Origin of the sequence: Pseudomonas mendocina (genome assembly GCA_037482215.1) — a bacterium.
GTDB classification, from domain to species: Bacteria; Pseudomonadota; Gammaproteobacteria; order Pseudomonadales; family Pseudomonadaceae; genus Aquipseudomonas; species Aquipseudomonas mendocina_E.
Genome location: CP148074.1, coordinates 4594825 through 4610914, shown reverse-complemented (window position 1 = coordinate 4610914; position 16090 = coordinate 4594825). Strand labels below are relative to the sequence as shown.

Here is a 16090-nt window from a genome sequence, read left to right as displayed (position 1 = left end):
GCACCGCGATACGTGCCGGACATTGCTGTTGAACGCACGCGTATGCTCTATCAGGGCTCACAAGTGCCGACCCTTTTTATGCTGCTCAGTTGCCTGGTGTGCACTGGCTTGATGTGGGGGGTTACGCACTCAGCTCTGCTTTCAGCTTGGGCTGTTTGGGTCGTAGCACTTGCAGTGCTGCGTTTGGTTCAGGTGCGGGCATTTAAAAGGTCATTGCCCAGCCAGCAGGCTGAACGACGCTGGCACTGGCAATTTTTGGTCGGGGCGGTTGTCTCGGGCCTGACCTTAGGTTTTACCGCCATCTTTATTGCTCCAGCCAATGACCTGTTATTGCAGGCTCTGGTCTATGGGCTGATTGCTGCGGCGGTGCTGTCTGCCAGTGTGGCCTATGCCATCAGTTTCGGTGCTTTTCTCTCGTTTGCATTGCCGTGTTTGCTGCCGCCGATGGTTAACCTGTTGTCTGTGGATAACCAACAGCAACAGAGCTGGGGGGTACTGGGCACTATCTTAATGTTCGCCTTGTTGGTGGTGGCCTGGCAGGTCAACCGTCTGGTGCAAACCAGCTTGTTGCAACGTTTCCAGAATCAGGCGCTGATCAGCAACCTTGAGTATGCCAAGTTGCAGGCAGAGGCCTTGAATGCAGGCTTGGCAAATGAGGTGGGGCAACGTCGTCGGGCTGAACGTGAGTTGCGCTTAGCCCATGAGGAGCTGGAACTCCGGGTTGAGGAACGCACGCGGGAGTTGGACCAGACCACCCGCGCGCTGAGCAAAAGCCGCACGCGCCTGAGTATGGCCATTGAAGCCAGTGGGTTGGGGCTGTGGGATTGGGATCTACAGACCGATGAGGTGCATCACTCACGGATCAAAGAAATTTTTGGCCTGGAGAACCATGAAGTTCAGGCCATGCTGCGAGACTTAAAACCCCGCCTGCATCCTGAGGACATGCCGCTGCTGCGCCAAGCTCTGGTTGAGCATATGAAAGGCCTGACGGACGGCTACCACGTCGAATACCGCGTGCGCCATGCCGATGGCCATTGGGTGTGGATAGAGGATCGCGGTAAGGCTGTAGAGCGTGATCAAGCAGGCCGTGTGCTGCGTATGCTCGGCACGCGCCGCGACATCAGCGCCCGCAAGCAGCATGAGGAGCAACAGGCCCTGTCCGCCACGGTATTCGAGGCAGCCAGTGAAGGTATCGTGATCCTTGATCCGAACTACCATTTTATGTCGATCAACCAAGCGTTCAGCTTGGTGACTGGGTATACCAAGGAAGATGTTCTGGGTAAGAGCGTCATCTCCTTGCTGGGCAGTAGTGACAACCGCCGCCAGTATCATCTGATCAGCATGGAGCTCGAAAAGACTGGCAGCTGGCAGGGTGAGTTGATCGACACCCGTAAGAACGGTGAGCTTTACCCACAGTGGTTGCAGCTCAACGTGGTGCGCGACAGCCTGGGTAATGTCAGCCATATCGTGGGTTTTTTTGCTGACCTGACGGCACGGCGTGAGGCCGAAGAGCGCCTGCGCTACTTGTCTCATTACGATGAGCTGACGGGGCTGGCCAACCGCTCATTGTTCAAAGAGCGCCTGCACGAAGCCGGGCAGCGTTCTCGGCAGTCAGGCCGCAGCCTGGCGCTGCTGCACATCGACTTGGACCGCTTCAAAATCCTTAATGACAGCTTGGGTCATGAGGTGGCGGATCAGCTGCTGCGGCAGATTAGCCGTCGTCTTTCCCAGGCATTGCCTGAAGCTGACACGCTGGCGCGTCTGTCTGGGGATGAGTTTGGCGTCATCATCGACTCCTACACCAGCCTTTCCAGCTTGGCGCGATTGGCCAGCCGCTTGCTCAGCAAGTTGCGCATGCCGATGACGGTGGGCGGTCATGAGTTGGTCATCAGTGCTTCGTTGGGTATTAGCCTGATGCCGGACAACGCCCGGGAAATCCCGGTGCTGATCAGCCAGGCCAACATGGCCATGCAACATGCCAAGCACTTGGGTGGTAATACCCTGCAATTCTTCACAGATAACCTACAGGCCTGCACGCTGGAGCGCCTGCAACTGGAAACCCAGTTGCGCAAGGGCATTACCGATGGCCAGTTGGAGGTCTTCTATCAGCCCAAGCTGTGCCTGGCGACGGATGGGATATTTGCCGCTGAAGCGCTGGTGCGCTGGCGTCACCCTGAGCTGGGTTTGATGCCGCCGGGGGACTTTATTGGCTTGGCCGAGGAGACCGGCCTGATTGGTGACATTGGCGAAGTGGTGCTGCGTGAGGCTTGTCGTCAGGCGCGCGTCTGGCAGCTGGAAGGGCCGGGGCCGGTACGGGTTTCAGTCAACCTGTCGGTGCATCAGTTGCGTCAGGGCAATTTGTACAGTTTGGTCTGCCAGACGCTGGAAGAGACGCATCTGCCGCCGCATCTGTTGGAATTGGAGCTGACTGAAAGCCAACTGCTGGATAACGTTGAAAGCGTCATCAGCACCTTCCGTCAGCTGCGTCAGTTGGGGGTCAAGCTGGCGATTGATGATTTCGGCACTGGCTACTCCTCGCTCAGCTACCTCAAGCGTTTCCCGGTGGATTACGTGAAGATTGATCAGAGTTTTATCCGTGATCTCACGCCGGGCAGCGAGGATGCTGCGATTACTCGGGCGATCATTGCCATGGCCCACAGCCTGGAACTGAAGGTAGTGGCTGAAGGTGTGGAAACTGAGGAGCAGTTGGAGTTTCTGCGCAGCCAGCGCTGTGATGAGGTGCAGGGATATCTGATCAGCAGGCCGGTAAATGCCGAGCGTTTTGCGGCGCTGTTCAGTGAGCAGTTTGTCAGTGCCGGTGTTTCCTGAATGGTGCTTGTCTGTTGTGGGCGGGGTCGCTACTGTCGCGTTTTCCCGGATAACCAGACATCACCATGTCGTTAGCTCTGTCCTCGTCTGCCAGTACGTTGCCCCGTAGTACGGTCATCCTGCTGGCATCGCTCTACTGTGCACAGGGTCTGCCTTCCGGCTTGATTGCCCACTCTCTGCCGGTGTTGTTGCGTCAGCATGGTGTCGATCTGGCCTTGATCGGGCTGCTCAAACTACTGGCGTTGCCCTGGCTGCTGAAGGTGCTGTGGGCACCGTGGGTGGATCGCCTCGCTTCAGCGCGGCTAGGGCACCGGCGGGGCTGGATTTTGCCGTTGCAGTTGACCGTGATCAGCATCCTGCTGGTGCTGGCATTAATGAGCCCGGACATGCTGTTTGGCCATTCGATTGCCTTGCTGGTCGGACTGTTACTGCTGATCAACCTTGCCGCTTCGACTCAGGACATTGCTACTGATGGTCTGGCTGTACGCCTGCTGCCCGAACGTTTTCGCGGCTTTGGCAACAGTTTGCAAGTCGGCGGCTACAAGGTTGGCATGTTGGTCAGCGGGAGCGGCCTGTTGCTGATGATGGAGCCGCTGGGCTGGAACCTGAGCATTGCGTTGGTTGCCTTGCTGCTGGTGCTGATGACGGTGCCGATTTGGCGTTTTGCTGAGCGGCGCGAGTTGCCGTTTCAAGCTGATAAGGCTGAGGCTACTGCGGGGCCGTCGTTGCTTTGGCAGCATTACCGGGGCCTGTTGGTGCAGCCGGGTATGTTGTTCTGGCTGGTGGTGTTGCTCGGCTTCAAATTGGGTGATGCGCTCGGCTCACCGATGATTAAACCGATGCTGGTGGATCAGGGCTGGAGCAGCGGCGCCTTGGGTGAGCTGACCTTGGTCAGCAGTGTGGTTGGTATTTGCGGGGCGTTTATTGGCGGCCTGCTGTACGGCCGCCTGGGTGTGTTCCGTTCGCTGATGCTGTTCGGCCTGTTGCAGGCGGTGGGCATCGCGGCCATGGCCTGGCTGGCAGGCTCGGCTGCCAGCGCAGTACAGGTGTACACCGTGGCGCTGTTTGAGCAGTTTGCCGATGGCATGTCCACGGTGGCGCTTTTCGCCGCGATGATGGGGTGTTGTCGACCAGAGCACGAGGGTGCTGATTTTACCTTGCAGGCCAGTGTGCAGATGCTGCTGGCTGGTGTGGTGGGGGCGGCCAGCGGTGTGCTGGCCAAGTGGTTGGGCTTTGACGGGCTGTTTTGGCTGTCAGGCGCGGCAGGCGTTTTCGGGCTGGTGCTGGTTGCCCTGTACTTCCGTAACAGGGCAAGCCAGCCGCTAGCCTAATCCAGCCATTGCCGTCCGTAGCGCTCCAGCAAGTTGTTCACCTGTTCCGGGCCGTTGGTGCCGGCTGGATAGGGGCGCGGGCTCTGGTAGTGCTGGTGCCAGCCGCTGATGATCGGATCGACCCAGGCCCAGGCCGCTTCCACTTCATCGCGGCGCATAAACAGGGTTGAGTCGCCTTCAATGACGTCCAGCAGCAGGCGCTCGTAAGCGTCCCAGCGTCGCTGTTTGTTGAAGGCGTTGGCCAGGTTCAGATCCAGCTCCACGGGTTGCAGGTGCATGCCTTTGCCGGGGCTTTTGCCCATGAGTTGAAGGCTGATGCGCTCCTCCGGTTGCAGACGAATCAGCAGGCGGTTGGCCTCGCTGCCGCCGAACAACTGGTGCGGTACGGGCTTAAATTGGATGACGATTTCTGAGGTTTTGCGTGCCATGCGCTTGCCGGTACGCAGGTAGAAGGGCACCCCGGCCCAGCGCCAGTTGTCGATTTCGGCCTGCACGGCGACAAAGGTTTCAGTGTCGCTGTCGTTATCCACATTCTTTTCAAAGTAGTAGGCCGGTACTTCCTGCCCGCCGATCTTCCCGGCGGTGTACTGGCCGCGCACGGTTTTGTCCTGCACATCGAGGCCGCTGATGGGCTTGAGCGCTTCGAGAATTTTCACCTTCTCGTTACGCACCGCTTCGGCGTCGAAGCGCACGGGCGCCTCCATCGCCACCAGGCAGAGCAGTTGCAGCAGGTGGTTTTGCACCATGTCACGCATGGCCCCAGCCTGCTCGTAGTAGCTGCCACGGTTTTCCACACCGAGGGTTTCGCACACGCTGATTTGCACGTATTCGATATGGCCAGCTCGCCATACAGGCTCGAACAGAGCGTTGGCAAAACGCAGGGCCATCAGGTTTTGTACGGTTTCTTTACCTAAGTAATGATCAATACGGAATACCCGCGACTCATCGAAGACTGCGCCGATGGAGGCGTTAATGGCGCGGGCTGACTCCAGTGAGTGGCCGATGGGTTTTTCCAGCACGATGCGTGCTTTGGGCCCGGCCAGCCCGGCGATTTTCAGGTGTGAGGCAATGTCTTCAAACAAGGCCGGGGAGGTGGCCAGGTAGTAAATACGTACCCGCTCTGGGTCATCCCCCAGATGCTTGCTCAGGCGCCCGAAGTCTGCGCTTTGGCTGGCGTCCATGGCCAGGTAGTCGAGGCGTTCGGCGAACCTCGCCCAGGTCTCATTGTCGAAGTCCTCACGGGCGACATGAGCACGACAGTTTCGTTCAGCCAGCGCCTGGAAAGCACTACGAGTGTGGGGGCTTCGGGCCAGGGCAATGATGCGTGTTTCAGCATGCAGCCGACCGGCCCGATGCAGGTAATAGAGTGCAGGAAGCAGTTTGTGCAACGCCAGGTCGCCGGTACCGCCAAACACCAGCATGTCGCAGGGGAAAATCAAAATGGTCACTCCGACTTGGTTTAGCCGTGCGGGGTTGGCGTCCTTGTAGTATAACTACAAAGTCACTACAGCCCGTTTTGCTCCGATCATAGCCGAGTCCACACTCGTATGCGCCGAGCCAGATGGTTTCGTTAGCCCAGTAGAGTCTAAATCTGTGAATTTGTTGCAACACATCGCCCAGTCCCGTCATTTGCTTCGCAAGTCCGAGCTAAAGGTCGCCGACTTCGTTCTGCTTGATCCCGCATCGGTTATGCACAGCTCCATGGCTGAGCTGGCCCATAGTGTCGGCATCAGTGAGCCGACCATTGTGCGATTTTGCCGGGCGATCGGTTGTACCGGTTTCCAGGACCTCAAGCTAAAGCTCGCGCAAAGTCTGGCCGCCGGTGCCAGCTTTGGTCAGTTTGCGATCCACGAGGACGACTCGGTCGCCGACTTTAGCCTGAAAATCTTCGATACCACCCTGCATACGCTGATGGAGGTGCGGGAGAAACTCGACACGCAAGCGTTACAACGCGCCATCAACGCCGTCAGCAATGCGCAGCGAGTGGAGTTCTACGGTTTCGGCGCGTCCGGTGCGGTGGCGGCAGATGCCCAGCACAAGTTTTTCCGCTTGTTGCTTAACGCAGCGGCCTACTCTGACCCGCACATGCAGGCCATGAGTGCTGTGACGCTCAAACCTAGCGATGTGGCGATCTGTATTTCCCAGTCCGGGCGCTCCAAAGACCTGCTGACCACGGCCAATCTGGTGCGTGAGACCGGCGCCAATCTAATTACCCTGTGCCCGAGCCAAACCCCATTGGCCGATCTGGCTACGGTGAACCTGGCCATTGATGTGCAGGAAGATACTGAGATCTATACACCGCTGACATCACGTATTGCGCACTTGGTGGTGATCGACGTATTGGCGATGGGCGTGGCCATGGCCCGCGGGCCAGATCTGGTTAATCACCTCAAGAGCGTTAAGCGCAGCCTGCGCAGCTTGCGCCTGTCGCCGAAGACACTGCGCGCCAGCGAAGACTAAAAGCTCACCCTACAGGTATTCTTTGGGCTGGAGTAAGTTTGGGCGGTAGTTGTCACGGCAGTAAGATTCGCTAAGAGGAATGGCGGTGTTATCAAGGAAGATTGCAGCTTCAAAAGTTTGTTCGGTTGTGGTTTTGGCGGTGTGTCTGAGTGGTTGTCACACGCTTATAAGTCGGTCTAATAACTCCGAACCAGAAATTTACCCTGCTACTAAGTCTGTTGCCGCTCTTGCAACAGATCCATGGTGTTGGGCGTTCTTTTTCGCTTGCCCGATCATGTTGATCTCATTCCCAGTTGAGGTCGTCGTAGACACAGCATTGCTACCTGTCGATGCAGTCAATGTGTATCGATACAGTAAACGTTCAGCTGCAGAGGAAGAGGCTCGGAGAGAAGAGACTTCACCCAGTGAATCCCTCTGAGAGTGCGATTTCATTCCGGATGTTCGCTATTTAGGAAGTATTGCTGCACGGTCTTTGGGCGTTCATCAGATGTTCATTTATCTGCGCTTAAACCGTCATCTGGATTAACCATTCTGTGATTCCCCTTATCTGGCTTGGGAGTGTCACTGATGTCTGTTTATCTGGAACAAGAGCAGCCGTATGTGAACAGTGCAGCGCGCGAGCGCCGCAAGAAGTTGGATCAGCGCCGCATGGCTTTTCGCCGGGCGATTGAGCATTACGCAGAACAGCGCGAGTTGCAGCATGCGCTTTCCGACTACCCGGAACTGATTGTTACGGGTGTGATTACCCAGCAGACGCGGACGCTGCGAAGCGCTCAGCCAGGCTGTTAATGACGCTGCGGTTGTCCCGTACGTAGTTGAAAAATGCCTGTGCCACAGGCGACAGGTATTTGCTCCGTGGGTGCGCCAAGCACCAACTGCGGTAGAGCGGCAATTCAGCTACCGGGAGTTCCCTAAGTGCGCCGCTTTCAAGCTCACGGCGTACGGCATGGCGTGGCAGCATGGCCACGCCAAGGCCAGCGAGAACGCCCTCCAGCTGGCCCTCCATGGAGGCGATTTCCAGAGTATTAGGGAAGTGTGCTCGCTTCTGGTGGCAAAACTCCTCGCAAGCCAGGCGCGTGGCGGAGCCGCTTTCCCGCATCAATAAAGGCCAGGCGGTGAGATCTTGCAGGCTCAGGCGCTCTAACTGGCTGAGCGGGTGATCGACCGGCGCTACAGCAATGATCGGGTTATTCAAGAACGGCAGAAATTCCAAGTCCATATCGGTCGGAACACGCGAGAGGATCATCAGGTCGTCACGGTTGCTGCTTAGGCGCTTGACCACCTGCGCATGGTTGGTGACCGACATCTTGAGGCTAACTTCTGGATACTCGCGGCGAAATGAGGCGAAGAGGTGCGGAATAAAATATTTAGCGCTGGACTCGATGGCCAGGCTGAGCTGACCTTGCAGCCTGCCCTGAAGATCAGCAAGTTGCATATCCAGGCTCTCCAGTCGACCGAACACATCGTCGCTGGCTCGCAGCAAAACCTCGGCCGTTTCGGTCAGGTAAAGCTTCTTCCCGACGTAATCAAACAAGGGCTCGCCAATGAGATCTTCAAGTTGGCGAATCTGCAAACTTACAGCCGGTTGTGTGAGCGACATCTCTTCTGCAGCCCGGCTATAGGAGAGGTTGCTGCACACCGAACGGAATACCTGAAGTTGGCGAAATGTCATACGCATCAATGACTTGCGCACTTTTTTGTCCTTTTTGGAAATGCACCATTCGGTCAACTATAAGTCGTTACTAATACTAAACCCAATAAATATTGATTTTTGTTAATCAAAACGCCGGCGTAGTTTTAGCCCCATGTCTGCCGACTTGGCAGGTAAACCACGTAGGCCGGCTGGTCCGGTCACCTGTTCACGTGATCGAGGAAGCTGGCTCGTGATCAAGAAAATTTTGATTGCCAACCGGGGCGAGATTGCAGTCCGTATCGTGCGAGCTTGTGCCGAGATGGGGATTCGCTCGGTGGCTGTCTATTCAGATGCTGATCGCATGGCCCTGCACGTTAAGCGTGCGGATGAAGCGCACAGTATTGGTGATGATCCGCTGGCCGGTTATCTGAACCCGCGCAAGCTGGTTAACCTGGCAGTAGAAACCGGTTGTGATGCGTTGCATCCCGGTTATGGCTTCCTGTCCGAAAACGCTGAACTGGCAGAAATTTGTGCCGAGCGTGGGATCAAGTTCATTGGCCCGAGCGCTGAAGTCATCCGCCGTATGGGCGATAAGACTGAAGCCCGCCGCAGCATGATCAAAGCCGGTGTGCCGGTCACCCCAGGCACCGAAGGCAACGTTGCTGATCTGGAAGAAGCCCTGCGTGAAGGTGAGCGCATCGGCTATCCGGTCATGCTCAAAGCCACTTCCGGTGGTGGCGGCCGTGGTATTCGTCGCTGCAACAGCCGTGAAGAACTGGAACAGGCTTACCCGCGTGTGATCTCCGAAGCCACCAAGGCATTCGGCAGCGCTGAAGTATTCCTTGAGAAGTGCATCGTTAATCCGAAGCACATCGAAGCTCAGGTGCTGGCCGACTCCTTCGGCAACACGGTGCACCTGTTCGAGCGCGACTGCTCAATTCAGCGCCGTAACCAGAAACTGATCGAAATTGCTCCAAGCCCACAGTTGACCCCCGAGCAGCGCGCCTACATCGGTGACCTCGCGGTGCGTGCAGCAAAAGCCGTGGGTTACGAGAACGCCGGTACCGTGGAGTTCCTCCTTGCTGATGGCGAGGTGTACTTCATGGAAATGAATACCCGTGTTCAGGTTGAGCACACCATTACCGAAGAAATCACCGGTATCGACATCGTCCGCGAGCAGATTCGCATCGCCTCGGGCCTTGAACTGTCGGTGAAGCAGGAAGACATCCAATACCGTGGTTTCGCCCTGCAATTCCGGATTAACGCAGAAGACCCGCGCAACGGCTTTTTGCCGAGTTTCGGCAAAATCACCCGTTACTACGCGCCAGGTGGTCCGGGCGTGCGGACCGATACGGCGATTTACACCGGCTATACGATTCCGCCGTATTACGACTCGATGTGCTTGAAGCTGATTGTCTGGGCGCTGACCTGGGAAGAGGCGCTGGCCCGTGGCTCCCGTGCGCTGGATGACATGCGCTTGCAGGGTGTGAAGACCACTGCGACCTATTACCAGCAGATTCTCGAGAATGACGAGTTCAAGTCCGGGCAGTTCAACACTAGCTTCGTGGAAGAGCATCCAGAGCTGCTGAACTATTCGATCAAACGCAAGCCGGGCGAACTGGCCCTGGCCATCGCTGCCGCAATCGCCGCGCACGCCGGCCTGTGAGGAATTGAAAATGGCTAAGAAAATCACTGTCACCGATACCATCCTGCGCGACGCTCACCAGTCCCTGATCGCAACCCGTATGCGTCTGGATGACATGCTGCCGATCTGCGACAAGCTCGACAAAGTCGGCTACTGGTCGCTGGAAGTCTGGGGCGGCGCGACCTTCGACGCCTGCGTGCGCTTCCTTAAAGAAGACCCGTGGGAGCGTCTGCGCAAGCTCAAAGCGGCGCTGCCGAACACCCGTCTGCAAATGCTGCTGCGTGGTCAGAACCTGCTGGGTTACCGTCATTACAGCGACGACGTGGTGCGTGCGTTTGTGGCCAAGGCCGCCGTCAACGGTATCGACGTGTTCCGCATCTTCGATGCCATGAACGATGTGCGTAACCTGCGCGTGGCCATCGAGGCGGTGAAGGCTGCCGGTAAGCATGCTCAGGGCACCATCAGCTACACCACCAGCCCGGTGCACACCACTGAAGCCTTCGTTGAACAGGCTCAGGCTATGGCCATGATGGGTGTGGATTCCATCGCCATTAAAGACATGGCCGGTCTGCTGACGCCGTTTGCCACTGCTGAGCTGGTTAAAGCGCTGAAAGATGCCGTGCACCTGCCGGTGTTTATCCACAGCCACGACACGGCAGGCATGGGCAGCATGTGCCAGCTCAAGGCGATTGAAGCCGGTGCTGACCACATCGACACCGCAATCTCCAGCTTTGCCTGGGGCACCAGCCATCCGGGGACTGAGTCCATGGTTGCTGCTCTGCGCGGCACCGAATACGACACCGGTCTGGATCTGGCGCTGATTCAGGAAATCGGTATGTACTTCCACGCTGTGCGTAAGAAGTACCACCAGTTCGAAAGCGAGTTCACAGCGGTTGATACCCGCGTACAGGTCAACCAAGTGCCGGGCGGCATGATGAGCAACCTGGCTAACCAGCTCAAAGAGCAGGGCGCCCTGAACCGCATCAACGAAGTATTCGCGGAAATCCCGCGAGTGCGTGAAGACCTCGGCTTCCCGCCGCTGGTGACGCCAACGTCGCAGATCGTCGGCACCCAAGCTGTATTCAACGTACTGGCCGGCGAGCGCTACAAGACCATCACTAACGAAGTGAAGCTGTACCTGCAGGGCGGTTACGGCAAGGCGCCGGGCAAGATCAACGAGCAACTGCGCAAGCAGGCCATCGGCAGCGAAGAGCTGATCGAAGTGCGCCCGGCTGACCTGCTCAAGCCTGAGCTTTCACGTCTGCGTGAAGAAATCGGCAGCCTGGCTAAGAGTGAAGAAGATGTACTGACTTACGCCATGTTCCCGGACATCGGTCGCAAGTTCCTCGAAGAGCGCGCAGCGGGCACCCTGACGCCTGAAGTGTTGCTGCCGATCCCGGAAGCGGGCGCAAGCTCGGCTGTGGGGGGCGAGGGCGTACCGACCGAGTTCGTTATCGACGTACACGGCGAAAGCTACCGTGTGGATATCACCGGTGTGGGTGTGAAAGGTGACGGCAAGCGTCACTTCTACCTGTCCATCGATGGCATGCCGGAAGAAGTGGTGTTCGAGCCACTTAATGAGTTTGTCGGCGGCGCCAGTGGTAAGCGTAAGCAAGCCAGCGCTCCGGGTGATGTCAGCACCAGCATGCCAGGCAACATTGTGGATGTACTGGTTAAGGTCGGTGATGTGGTCAAGACCGGTCAGGCTGTGCTGATCAGCGAAGCGATGAAGATGGAGACAGAAATCCAGGCGCCAATCGCTGGCACTGTCACCGCCATTCACGTTGCCAAGGGTGACCGCGTCAACCCGGGCGAAGTGCTGATCGAAATCGAAGGTTAACCTCGAAGCCCCCGGCTGGTTGAACAGGCATTCAGACGGTTTAGGGGGCTTCTTTTTATTCAGGCGGCCGCTGCATCAGGCAGCGGTTGCGGCAGGTGCACCAGCAGGCGTGCTTGCCCGGTTTAGGTTATGCCCCGTATTGGAGGTCCATCGTCCTTCCCCGGATTGGACTTTCACAGCTGCAGGTAACAGCACAACGTGCAGTGGGGCATAACCCTTTATTTTCTAGAGCAGTTTTCGGTACTGGATAAACCCTGACTTTTCGGCAATGCGCTCATACAGCAGCATGGCTTTGCTGTTGGTCTCATGGGTCAGCCAGTAAGTGCGCGAGCAACCGTGAGCTTTGGCCTGGGCGTAAACGAATTCGATCAGTTGGCGGCCTACGCCGTTGCTGCGGGTTTCTTTGCTGATGAACAGGTCTTGCAGGTAGCAGTAATCGCCCTGAGTCCAGGTTGAGCGGTGGTAGACCCACTGCACCAAGCCGATGGCTTTGCCTTCGTGCCAAGCCAGTGCTGCATTAACTGGCTCGTCCGGGTCAAGGAAGCGTTTCCAGGTCAGCTCGCTGGTGGCCGCATCTATCTCAGTCATGTAGAAGCGCTGGTAGCCCTGCCACAGCGGTTTCCAGGCTTCCAGATCGGAAGCGCTCACGGGGCGGATATCGACGGGAATACGAATAGCCATGCAGTGGTTCTCCTAGTCAGGGAGCACTGGGTTGCGCCAAGCTATCTCATTCTGCCCGCTCGCCACACAGATCCAGTGCAAACCAATATTCGGCATCAGCCTGGGTCAGACCGGCACCGATTAAAGCAAACAGTTTGCCAAGCGCAGCCTCGCGGGTCATCCCCCCAGCGGAAATCAGCCCGCAATTGGCCAGTTGGCTGCCCGCAGCATAAACACCGAATTCCACATGCCCGTGGGGGCACTGGCTGATGGCGACCATCACCACACCCTTGTCGTGGGCCTCACGCAGTACCGCCAGCAGCTCTTGGTTGTCCGAGGGGCCGGTGCCGCTACCAAAGCACTCGAGCAATAGCCCTTGTACACCTGTGCTGAGCAAGGCGCGTAGATGGTTGCCCTGCAAGCCGGGATAGAACGGTAATACGGCGAGGTTTACCGGCTGCCGACGTTGGCGGTAATCCAGTTGCGCGGGGATGTTGGTAGCGCGCTCGCTGCAACGCGGACGGGGCAGGACTTGAAAGGCATCAAAGTCGTCGCTGCTCAGTTTGCTGACGCGGGCGCCATGCATCAGACGCTGGTTGAAGTACAGATGAACGCCGTTATCGACACCTTCAGCGAGCGTGTGCAGTGCGCCGAACAGGTTGTTCCAGGCATCGCTATTCTCAGCACCGGCAGGCAGCATTGAGCCGCTCAGAATCACCGGGACAGGCAGACCCAGCAGCAGGAAGCTCAGCGCTGCGGCGCTGTAGGCTAGGGTGTCGGTGCCGTGCAGCAGCAAGACACCGTCGCAGCCGTTTTCAACGCCTTCGCGGATAGCGGCAGCCATGGCCAGCCAGTTGTGTTGGGTCATGTTGGCGCTGTCGATGGGGGGCAGCAGTTCAGCAAACTGCCAGGCGGGCAGGTTCAGATTCTGCTCAGCTTGCGCGGTGCGGACCCGCTGTTCGAAACCGGAGGCCGGTGCCAGGCCATCTTCACTCTTCTGCATGCCAATGGTGCCGCCGGTGTACAACAGCAGAATGTTTTTGCAGCCCATGCCGGGTCTCCGCATTTTCGTGCTCTGAATGTGAAAACAGGGGGCTAGGCCCCCTGTCTGTGTTGCTGCGTCGCTTCCGTTTAACGCTGGTGGACGCTGTCGCGCACCGCTGCCAGGTCATCAGCTGAGGCGGATGGTGTCGGCCAGGAGCTGTTGTCCAGTTTCAGGTCGCTGAACTTGGATGCGTCAAATACCGGGCTTTTGATGCCCGCTTTGATCTGTGCGTCATAGTCATCCATCACCCGCAGGGCTTTCTTGAACAGCAGCACCACGGCGGTGAGGTTGACCAGTGCCAGCAAGCCCATGGTCAGGTCGGCAAAGCCGAACACAGTGGTTAGGTCCTGCAGCGAGCCCCACATGATCAGGCTGATGACCAGTACGCGGTACAGGATCAGCATGGAACGGTTTTTGGTAAAGAAGCTCAGTGCGTTTTCACCCAGGTAGTAGTTGTAAACCAAGGTGGTGAAGGCAAACAACACCAGTGCAGTACTGACAAACACTTTGCCCCACTCGCCTACCTGCGAGGCCATGGCATTCTGGGTCAGCAGTACGCCTTCCATCTCCATGCCCGGCTGATAGATGCCCGACAGCAGGATGATCAGCGCGGTGCTGGTGCACACCAGAATGGTGTCGATGAATACGCTCAGTGACTGCACGATACCTTGTGCCGCCGGGTGCTTGACCTCCGCCACGGCAGCCACGTTCGGTGCGCTGCCCAGACCTGCTTCGTTAGAGAACAGGCCACGTTTAACACCCCAGACAATCGCCGCGCCCATGCCGCCTGCGAAGGCTGGCTCTAGGCCGAAGGCACTGCGCACGATTAGCATCAGGGTATCCGGCACCACATTCAGGTTCATGCCCAGAATCACCAGCGCCATGCCGATGTAGGAAATACCCATAATCGGCACCAGTACGTCGGCCATACCGGCAATGCGTTTGATGCCGCCGAAGATGATGGCACCAATAACAGCCACCAGAATCAGCCCGCTGCCGAAGGTGGGAATGTTGAAGGTGTCATGCAGTGATGTGGCTACGGTGTAAGACTGCAAGGCGTTAAAACCGAAGCCAAAGGTCACCAGCAGCAGCACCGAGAACAGTACGGCCATGCCACGATTGCCCAGGCCTTGCTGGATGTAGAAGGCTGGTCCGCCACGGTAGGTGCCGTCGGCCTGACGCTCCTTGTACAGCTGGCCGAGGGTACATTCGAAGTAGCTGGTCGCCATCCCCAAAAGGGCCACGACCCACATCCAGAACACTGCGCCTGGGCCGCCCAGCATGATCGCAACGGCTACACCAGCAATGTTGCCAGCGCCGACGCGACCTGCAACCGAAAGCATCAGCGCTTGAAATGAGCTGAGTTGGCCCGGTTGACGTTTGAATGCCTCGCCGAAGATGCGGAACATGTCGCCGAAGTAGCGGAATTGGACGAATTTCGAGCGAATGGTGAAGTACAGGCCAAGACCTACCAGCACAACGATCAGTACTTTGCCCCAGAGGAGATCGTTAACAACCCCCATCGCGCTCAGTACCTGCAAGTAAATATCTTTAAGCATTGTGTCGCCTCGTCATTGCGGTGCGCCTCTAAAACCTGTCTACGTGGGTGTCGTGACGCTTTCAGAGATGCTCCCGCTATTTCTTATGTAGGGGTGCTCCACGGTGCGGGCACACAGACCGGGCATATTTGTTGAGTGGCGTTCATCGTGCAATTTCGCGTATTTAGGCGACATGGCGCGACCTGATGCTAAAATTGCGTCGCTCGCATCACATGGAAGTTCGTCATGTCTGCCCATTTAGGGACCAATCTCAAACTGCTTTGCAGCCATTACCGCTCTATTGCGGAGGTTTGTCGCAAGCTCGACATTAACCGCGCGCAGTTCAACAAATACCTCAGCGGCCAAAGCCGCCCGATTGCGTACAACCTTAAGCGTATATGCGATTTCTTTGGTGTCGAGGCCTATGAGCTGGAGTTGCCCTCGGATCAGTTTTCCGAGTTAATCGGCGGTAACCTTGGGTTGCGAGAGTCTCCCCGCCTAAGCAGTCCGGTGACAGAGTTGTTCGCACCTTTGGCAGGTTATTGCAGCGACATGTCACGTTATTGCGGCTACTACTTCGAGTACGCCAACTGCATGTCTGTCCCTGGGAAGATCCTGCTGTCGTTGGTGCAGGTACGTGAGGAGCGCGGCAGCTTTCTGTTCGAGCGCCAAGAGCGCCAGGAGCCCGCCGGTGCGGATAGTGCTAAGGCCGATGAGTGGGTGCGCTGTCGCTACCTGGGGGCTGCGTACTTTCTCCAGGACCGCATATTCCTGGTGGATTACGAGTCTCTTACGGGTAATGAAATCAGCCAGACGATTCTCATCCCTAGCTTTAAGAGTCGCATTAAACGCCTCAATGGACTGAAAACCGGCGTGTCCAGTGGAGATCGTCGTACCCCGGCCTGCACGCGCGTGGTTTGGGAATATTTGGGTCAGCAGATTAATCGAGTCGCAGCCTATCGCCAGGTGATGCTCTACGATCCGGATGATGCGCGTATTGATGAGGATATCCGTCAGCGCCTGATTGGTTCAGTGGTGCGCAACGGCCTGTTTGAGATCGACTGAAGGGCACCGCTGCCAGCACCAATACATGACTGGCTTGATGAGCG

At 57.4% G+C, this 16090-nt stretch carries 12 protein-coding genes; 7 read left to right on the top strand and 5 right to left on the bottom strand.

Going from position 1 to position 16090, the window contains the following annotated elements; all coding sequences use genetic code 11:
- Positions 1-42 precede the first annotated feature (42 nt).
- Positions 43-2829 (top strand): EAL domain-containing protein, encoded by a 2787-nt coding sequence (locus WG219_21215; protein ID WXL28069.1) that lies wholly within the window; start codon positions 43-45, stop codon positions 2827-2829.
- Positions 2830-2894: 65 nt separating this feature from the next.
- Positions 2895-4160 carry an MFS transporter gene (locus tag WG219_21210; GenBank protein ID WXL25779.1) on the top strand — a complete coding sequence of 422 codons (1266 nt, stop codon included), beginning with the start codon at positions 2895-2897 and terminating at the stop codon, positions 4158-4160.
- Here the strand turns inward: WG219_21210 and zwf are convergent.
- The gene (gene zwf / locus WG219_21205; GenBank protein WXL28068.1) at positions 4157-5581 is read right to left on the bottom strand and encodes a glucose-6-phosphate dehydrogenase; all 1425 of its coding nucleotides are present in this window, start codon (positions 5579-5581) and stop codon (positions 4157-4159) included. The two genes, WG219_21210 and zwf, sit on opposite strands and share 4 nt — an antisense overlap.
- Positions 5582-5753: 172 nt before the next feature.
- Here zwf and hexR point away from each other — a divergent pair, with 172 nt between their 5' ends.
- Complete coding sequence (hexR, locus tag WG219_21200; protein WXL25778.1) at positions 5754-6620, top strand: transcriptional regulator HexR; 867 nt, start codon at positions 5754-5756, stop codon at positions 6618-6620.
- A 567-nt stretch (positions 6621-7187) separates the two neighbouring features.
- The gene (locus tag WG219_21195) at positions 7188-7409 is read left to right on the top strand and encodes a transcriptional regulator (protein WXL25777.1); all 222 of its coding nucleotides are present in this window, start codon (positions 7188-7190) and stop codon (positions 7407-7409) included.
- On the opposite strand, the gene WG219_21190 is transcribed toward WG219_21195, so the two are convergent.
- The gene (locus WG219_21190) at positions 7363-8313 is read right to left on the bottom strand and encodes a LysR family transcriptional regulator (GenBank protein WXL25776.1); all 951 of its coding nucleotides are present in this window, start codon (positions 8311-8313) and stop codon (positions 7363-7365) included. The two genes, WG219_21195 and WG219_21190, sit on opposite strands and share 47 nt — an antisense overlap.
- A gap of 190 nt (positions 8314-8503) precedes the next feature.
- Between WG219_21190 and WG219_21185 the strand changes: the two genes are divergently transcribed.
- Both WG219_21185 and oadA read left to right on the top strand, forming a co-directional pair.
- Positions 8504-9919 (top strand): acetyl-CoA carboxylase biotin carboxylase subunit, encoded by a 1416-nt coding sequence (locus WG219_21185; GenBank protein ID WXL25775.1) that lies wholly within the window; start codon positions 8504-8506, stop codon positions 9917-9919.
- 10 nt (positions 9920-9929) lie between these two features.
- Positions 9930-11738, top strand: a complete 1809-nt coding sequence (gene oadA, locus WG219_21180; GenBank protein WXL25774.1) for a sodium-extruding oxaloacetate decarboxylase subunit alpha — start codon at positions 9930-9932, stop codon at positions 11736-11738.
- Between the two features lie 225 nt (positions 11739-11963).
- Here oadA and WG219_21175 read toward each other — a convergent pair whose 3' ends face one another.
- From WG219_21175 to WG219_21165, 3 genes are all read right to left on the bottom strand, one after another.
- Positions 11964-12419, bottom strand: a complete 456-nt coding sequence (locus tag WG219_21175) for a GNAT family N-acetyltransferase (GenBank protein WXL25773.1) — start codon at positions 12417-12419, stop codon at positions 11964-11966.
- A 46-nt stretch (positions 12420-12465) separates the two neighbouring features.
- On the bottom strand, positions 12466-13449 hold the full coding sequence (locus WG219_21170) for an asparaginase (GenBank protein ID WXL25772.1): 984 nt from the start codon (positions 13447-13449) through the stop codon (positions 12466-12468).
- An 80-nt stretch (positions 13450-13529) separates the two neighbouring features.
- Positions 13530-15002 (bottom strand): alanine/glycine:cation symporter family protein, encoded by a 1473-nt coding sequence (locus tag WG219_21165; GenBank protein WXL25771.1) that lies wholly within the window; start codon positions 15000-15002, stop codon positions 13530-13532.
- Between the two features lie 225 nt (positions 15003-15227).
- On the opposite strand from WG219_21165, the gene WG219_21160 reads away from it, so the two are divergent.
- Positions 15228-16046 (top strand): helix-turn-helix transcriptional regulator, encoded by an 819-nt coding sequence (locus WG219_21160; protein ID WXL25770.1) that lies wholly within the window; start codon positions 15228-15230, stop codon positions 16044-16046.
- The last annotated feature ends 44 nt before the right edge of the window (positions 16047-16090 follow it).